The organism is uncultured Maritalea sp. (assembly GCF_937139385.1).
Lineage (GTDB): Bacteria > Pseudomonadota > Alphaproteobacteria > Rhizobiales > Devosiaceae > Maritalea > Maritalea porphyrae_A.
In genome coordinates this window covers 1-5922 of sequence record NZ_CAKZPW010000182.1, presented here as the reverse complement: position 1 = coordinate 5922, position 5922 = coordinate 1, and the positions used below count along the sequence as shown (strand labels likewise).

At 49.4% G+C, this 5922-nt stretch carries 7 protein-coding genes; 5 read left to right on the top strand and 2 right to left on the bottom strand.

Annotation, left to right across the window (positions count from 1 at the left end):
• The 3 genes from Q0231_RS07900 to Q0231_RS07890 all read left to right on the top strand — a co-directional run.
• A partial coding sequence (locus tag Q0231_RS07900; RefSeq protein ID WP_299346940.1) for a phosphoenolpyruvate carboxykinase (ATP) occupies nt 1–879 on the top strand: 879 nt, incomplete at its 5' end.
• 160 nt (nt 880–1039) lie between these two features.
• Nucleotides 1040–1231 carry a hypothetical protein gene (locus Q0231_RS07895; RefSeq protein ID WP_269393164.1) on the top strand — a complete coding sequence of 64 codons (192 nt, stop codon included), beginning with the start codon at nt 1040–1042 and terminating at the stop codon, nt 1229–1231.
• Nucleotides 1232–1330: 99 nt separating this feature from the next.
• Nucleotides 1331–2116: a MerR family transcriptional regulator gene (locus Q0231_RS07890; RefSeq protein ID WP_299346939.1), complete on the top strand. Its 786-nt coding sequence runs from the start codon at nt 1331–1333 to the stop codon at nt 2114–2116.
• A 3-nt stretch (nt 2117–2119) separates the two neighbouring features.
• Here Q0231_RS07890 and Q0231_RS07885 read toward each other — a convergent pair whose 3' ends face one another.
• Together Q0231_RS07885 and Q0231_RS07880 are read right to left on the bottom strand one after the other, a co-directional pair.
• Nucleotides 2120–2884 (bottom strand): GNAT family N-acetyltransferase, encoded by a 765-nt coding sequence (locus Q0231_RS07885; RefSeq protein ID WP_299346937.1) that lies wholly within the window; start codon nt 2882–2884, stop codon nt 2120–2122.
• 44 nt (nt 2885–2928) lie between these two features.
• Complete coding sequence (locus Q0231_RS07880) at nt 2929–3510, bottom strand: cell wall hydrolase (RefSeq protein ID WP_269393167.1); 582 nt, start codon at nt 3508–3510, stop codon at nt 2929–2931.
• 302 nt (nt 3511–3812) lie between these two features.
• Between Q0231_RS07880 and Q0231_RS07875 the strand changes: the two genes are divergently transcribed.
• Nucleotides 3813–5087 (top strand): nitrate/nitrite transporter, encoded by a 1275-nt coding sequence (locus Q0231_RS07875; RefSeq protein WP_269393168.1) that lies wholly within the window; start codon nt 3813–3815, stop codon nt 5085–5087.
• Nucleotides 5088–5215: 128 nt separating this feature from the next.
• A partial coding sequence (locus tag Q0231_RS07870) for a serine hydrolase (RefSeq protein ID WP_299346934.1) occupies nt 5216–5922 on the top strand: 707 nt, incomplete at its 3' end.

Genomic DNA, 5922 nt, shown 5'->3' with positions numbered 1-5922 from the left:
ACTTTGTCTACAGACCCGGAACGCACATTGATTGGCGATGATGAGCACGGCTGGCACAAAGATGGCGTTTTCAACCTTGAAGGCGGTTGCTATGCAAAAACCATCAAATTGTCTCGCGAAGCTGAGCCAGAGATTTTTGGCGCGACAGAACGTTTCGGCACGGTGCTTGAAAATGTTGTTCTGGACGAAGAAACGCTTAAGCCCGATTTCAACGATGGTTCTAAGACCGAGAATACCCGCGCTGCATATCCATTGACCGCTTTGGACAATGTGAGCCGCACAGGCATGGGCCCAACACCCAAATCAGTGATCTTGTTGACCGCAGATGCATTTGGCGTTTTGCCACCAATTGCGCGTTTAACCCCGGATCAGGCCATCTACCACTTCTTGTCTGGCTATACTGCAAAAGTAGCTGGCACAGAGCGCGGTGTAACAGAACCTCAGGCAACATTTTCAGCCTGCTTTGGCGCGCCGTTCATGTCATTGCACCCAAGCGTTTACGGCAAAATGCTGAAAAAGCAATTGGGTGAAAGCCTTGCAGAATGTTGGTTGCTGAACACAGGTTGGACCGGTGGTCCTTATGGAGTTGGTGAGCGTATTTCGATCAAAGATACACGCACATTGTTGACCAGCGCCCTATCGGGTGAATTGGTGAACACACCGATGCGCACCGATGAGATCTTTGGTTTTGAAGTCCCAACCGTTGTGGAAGGTATTGATCCAAGCTTGCTTGAACCACGCACCACTTGGGAAGACGGCAAGGCATACGATGCACAGGCAGAAAAGCTGGTCAAATTGTTCGAAGAGAACTTCGTTAAATTTGGCTCAAGCGCAGAAGAACTGGCCAATGCTGGCCCAAGTCTGAGCAGCGCAGCTTAAGCTCGCCTCAATGTTTTAAACGATCCAGAGCCTGGGGGTACGCCCCCGGGTTCGTTGCTGTTTGGCTAGACACTGCCCGTTCAAACTGATAATTTTCAGCGATAAAACTCACCGCAGCGCACAAGATTGCGGAACAAAGACATATTTTATTGGGTGGTTTATGAGTATTTTGCAGCGTGCAGATTGGGCGTTCGGTGCCTTTTGGGCCGTGATCACCGGAACAATGTTCGGGGTGGCAAGTGTATTTGTCTTGGAAAAGAAAATCGACCTTGAGTTCATCCTTCAAAATATCGCGCTTTGGACATTTGCGGGCATTGTGATGGCAATCGTGATTGGTCTAAAGCGCCGCTAGACACTCCCATTGAAACGCTCCAAATTTTGTTGAAAATTGTGGCTTGACCCTGACGCTACGTCACGGACTATTTCTCTTTTCAGCGGAAGGAAAAGGGTTATGCAAAGCTACAAGGTCAAACAGGTTGCACAGATGGCGGGCGTTTCGGTACGCACGTTGCACCATTATGACAAAATTGGCTTGCTTGAACCCGCCTATATTGGCGCGAACAACTACCGGTATTACACGCGAGATGAATTGGTGAAACTTCAACAAATCCTGTTCTTTAAGGACATGGGACTAAGTTTGCACCAAATCGCCATGGCGCTGAAAAATACCAATGTAGATCGAGCGCAATTGCTCATTGAACACAAGAAACAATTACAATTGCAGGCGCGTCGCCAAAACCAACTCATAAGAACGATTGACCGCGCAATCGATGAGCTATTGGGAAATGAAGAAATGAAAGTGGACGATCTATACAAAGGCTTTTCAACAAAAAAGCAACGCGAACATGAGCAATGGTTGGTTGATCACCATGGACCGCACATGACGCCAGATATCGATTTGGCGCGCAATAAACTGGAAAAAGACGCGGATGGTAAAAAGGACCAACTGATCACCCAGCGCATGGGAGAACTTAAAGAGATTGAAGGGGAAATTATCCTTGCGTTTCAAAGTGGGATCACAAGCGAAGATGAGGCATTGAATGTGGCCATGAAGCGGCACCACCAGTGGGTGGCGCAATGGTGGGGCAAAAAACCTGACCAATCTGCTTACATTGGACTTGCACAATTGTACCAAAGCCATCCAGATTTTGTTGCGCGCTATGAGGCGTTGGCGACAGGGTTTACCCCGTTCTTAGCTCAGGCAATGGTGGCATTTGCCAAACGCAGTTTGGACTAAGGTTCACGTTAGCGGCTTGGTTCGATAATGATAATTGTAAAGCTCGACGGTGAAGCCGAGCTTTTCATATAAGGCGCGCGCTGCAGTGTTTTCGGCAACAACTTGCAGCGCCGCTTTTGTTGCGCCCAAGCTCCGACATTTTGCAAGCAAACTCGACAAAAGCATTGCCGCACGACCTTGGCGTCTAAATTTGGGTGCTGTTTCCACGGACTCGATGATGGCCACATCTTCAACCACGACAGCATAGGCAATGGCCGCTATTTCCTGGTCTTCTTCAATGTGAGCGAATAGAATTGGGAAACCAATATTAAGCAGTGCCTGGCGAAACTTGATGCGATGATCAGGTTGAAAATGCGCCCGGTCTGATGCAAATTGCAGCCATCTATCGTCGGCATGCGTGGTCAGTTGTACATCTTGTTGCCATTCAAAGCCGAACATATTTGGGGCCAACAGGGTTTTTGTGCGGGCTTCTGGCGGCGCGAAATTTTGCCCATCCAAAAAACGCTCTAGTTCGGGCACCATATCAGGCACTCGAAAAATCGTGCTTTGGTTCTGCTGCTTATAAAATTCATCGGCGGTATTGAGCAAATGTTGGTCAATAAGCCCATATGCGGCCGTGGGGTTTACCGAATTGATGCGACGCGAGGGTGTGCCATCGGTCTGCCGCAACTCAAATCCTTGGCACTGCACTGTCTGGCCTGCCGGCCACGCAGCAGCACACGCTGCTTCCACCTGCCAACAGAGTTCAAGGTTTTGAAGTGAAGACATCAATGCGCCCTTTCAACAGATCATGTTGAAAAGTTAGCAGCCGATTAGAGCGGTGTATAGAAGATATGCGCGCCAATTTGTTTTACTGGCTGGTAGGCTGACGCCCATTTGGGCTGCACACGTTTGGCGTGATAGAAAAGCGCGGTTTCAGGCAGAATTTTTGAAGGTTTGCGCTGCTGGTATTGCTTATAGGCATAATTGGCGATCAGACCTGCCTTGACCCAACTCACCCGGACAATGCGGTTGCCGTTGCCGCCACTATCGGACTTGCCGTCACAAGCAAATGAGAACTGACATCGGTTGGCCTTATGGGCATTTTGGTAGACAACGCCACACACCGTATTTGGATATTTGCGGCTTTTCACTCGATTAAGGATGACTTGCGCAACCGCCCATTGACCGGCTTCTGGTTCGCCACGCGCTTCGTGGTAGACCGCTTTGGTAAGGCAGTCTTTTTCGGCTTGCACGTTTTTGAGTTTATCAGCGGTCGGGGTGAATTTGGTTTTTGCATAGGCCGCAAGCAATTGCGGTGTGAGGTGGGTTGTTTGCTGCTGCGCAGCAGCAGGCAGTGCAGCAAGGAGCACAAGTGCACAAGCCAACCCGAATTGCTTTAAAAAACGTACCACAAGCAAAAGTCCCAAATTCCCCAACCCGACCGGCTGGATGCACCATAGGTTTAGTTTTAGCGCGAAGCCAGCACGTTGTTAAGTCATAGTTAACCACATTTTTTCACATTTCGTTAATTGATAGGAATTCGTGGCTTTTGTGCACCAAAATACCTCATTTCTCCTAGCTGAAGTAAGTCTAGGGCTTGGCAGAAACACAAATTGGACGTACCAATTTAATACTTTACAGCCTATTGCCCGCTCTTTTCCTGCACGCTGATTCCAATCACGTTCAGCCCCCACAGTCTAAACCAAGGTTCACCATGTCGCTTGTTTCGCCAAGTCCGCCGCTTTCTGAATTGACGTCTCGCCAATGGCAGTGGATTGGCGCGGGGTTTATGATGACCTTCGCCTCAATGGGCGGACAAACGCTATTCATCGCCCAGTTCAACAGCGACATTCGGGCCTTTTTTGACCTGACAGATGGCCAGTTTGCGGGTTTGTACACGCTTGCGACGATCTTTAGTGCAATATTGATCGCCGCTGTTGGGCAGGTAACTGACAAGCTGGGGCCACGATTTTTGGCCATTGTGTGCACGATCGGTTTGGCGCTGATGGCGCTGGCCATGTCGATGGTCAACCATTGGATTGTTTTGTGCCTGATCTTGTTTGGCTTGCGGTTTTTCGGCCAAGGGATGCTGCCCCATATTGCGCAAACGGCTATGGCACGGTGGTTTAATCGATTTCGTGGTCGCGCGCTTGCTTTTTCACAAATGGGCTATACGGCGGGGGAAGCGCTTTTGCCTTTCATCATCACCCTTGCTATTGCCAGCATGAGTTGGCGCGACATTTGGGCAATTGGTGCTGGGTTTTTAATGTTGGTGATGCTGCCGCTGATTGTGTTTTTGTTGCGTGATCCACCCGATGGAAAACGCGCAAAGGCGCGGGGTGACATAAACCCAGATGCCGATCAAAATGACATGCTGTCGGGCACCGAATGGCGGCGGCGTAAGGTTTTGCGCGACCCTTTGTTTTATGCGCTGGCTTTTGGGGCAATGACCCTGCCCGCACTCGCCACCATCTATTTTTTCCATCAGGCGCATCTGGTCGGCATTAAGGGTTGGTCGGTGGCCACTTATACCGCCTGGTTCCCCATTATGTCGGTCACTGGTGTTTCGGTTTCCATTCTTACGGGCTTTTTGGTGGATCGTTTTGGCGCATTTCGGCTGTTGCCTTTTATGTATATCCCCATCGGCATTGCCTGTTTGATTATGGCGAACCTGAGTGAAGTCTGGTCAATTCCCTTGTTCTTGATGGTCTTGGCAATGGGCGGGGGCATGGCGCCGTCTGTTTTTGGTGCGTTATGGGCAGAAATGTATGGCACTGCCCATATTGGTGCGGTTCGTTCATTGGCCATCGCTGTGATGGTATTTGCTTCTGCTGCGGGTCCGGGCATTGCGGGTGGGCTAATTGATTTGGGTATTAATCTGGTTAGCCAAAGCTGGTTCAATGCGGTTTATTGCTTGGCCATCACGTGCCTCTATTTGTTGCTTCAGCCCAGAATGCGTGCTCGCAAAGAACAATTGACGGCGCGATAGGACAAGACATGAATGAAAACTATCAACTTATAAATTAAAGTATTACTTTCATAAAATATATTTTTGATTGATATTGAACTCACACAAGGTTGTGCCATATAAGGCGTTCAACATTCGTGGAGAGAAACATGAAATCAATAATTGGCGCAGGCCTTATTTTGGCTGCGATGATGCAGCCAGCCCTTGCACAAACCAAATTGGAAACCTTTAAAGCCGAAGCACAAGCGGCGTTGGAAGACCAAAACATCGCTGGCGCCGCGCTGGCATTGGTTGGCCCTGAGGGCCCTATTGGGCAAATGTGCTTTGGATTGGCCGACAAAGACAAAGGCAACCGCATCAATGGGGCAACCGCGTTCACTTTGGGCTCAACGTCCAAGATATTTATTGGCGTTGCTTTGGCGCAAGCGGTCGAAAAGGGCCAAATCAGCTTAGATCAACCGATCGCTCATTTTCTTGATTTTGAAATCGGTTCAAAGAATGTCTTTGGCGATGGCGCGCTGGTCCTAAATGCCACGGCCTTCTACTATAAGTATAAGGGCTTGCAGCTTAGCCGAATTATCGCTCGTACTTCTGTCAATGATACGATTGATGCCGATGTGTATGGTGTCGAGCTAGAAGGCATCCTTCGCCCTGACCCGGATGTCATGATCAATCTGGGTTTCAGTTATCTGAAAACAAAAGTTGTTGGTGATCAGCTCTTCAGCAACCCGCGTGATCCAGGCGGCGGCGACGCAAACGCTGTGATCATTAAAGACATCACCAATGGTTCAAACTGTGCCGTAACTGGCGCAGCAGCAGGCGGTCCTGATGCATTTGTTGCAGCCATTAACGGTGG

Coding starts and splice junctions, on each gene's coding strand:
- Q0231_RS07885 (WP_299346937.1), bottom strand. CDS start 2,884: ATGTCTTCACTTCAAAACCTTGAACTCTGTTGGCAGGTGGAAGCAGCG.
- Q0231_RS07875 (WP_269393168.1), top strand. CDS start 3,813: ATGTCGCTTGTTTCGCCAAGTCCGCCGCTTTCTGAATTGACGTCTCGC.
- Q0231_RS07890 (WP_299346939.1), top strand. CDS start 1,331: ATGCAAAGCTACAAGGTCAAACAGGTTGCACAGATGGCGGGCGTTTCG.
- Q0231_RS07895 (WP_269393164.1), top strand. CDS start 1,040: ATGAGTATTTTGCAGCGTGCAGATTGGGCGTTCGGTGCCTTTTGGGCC.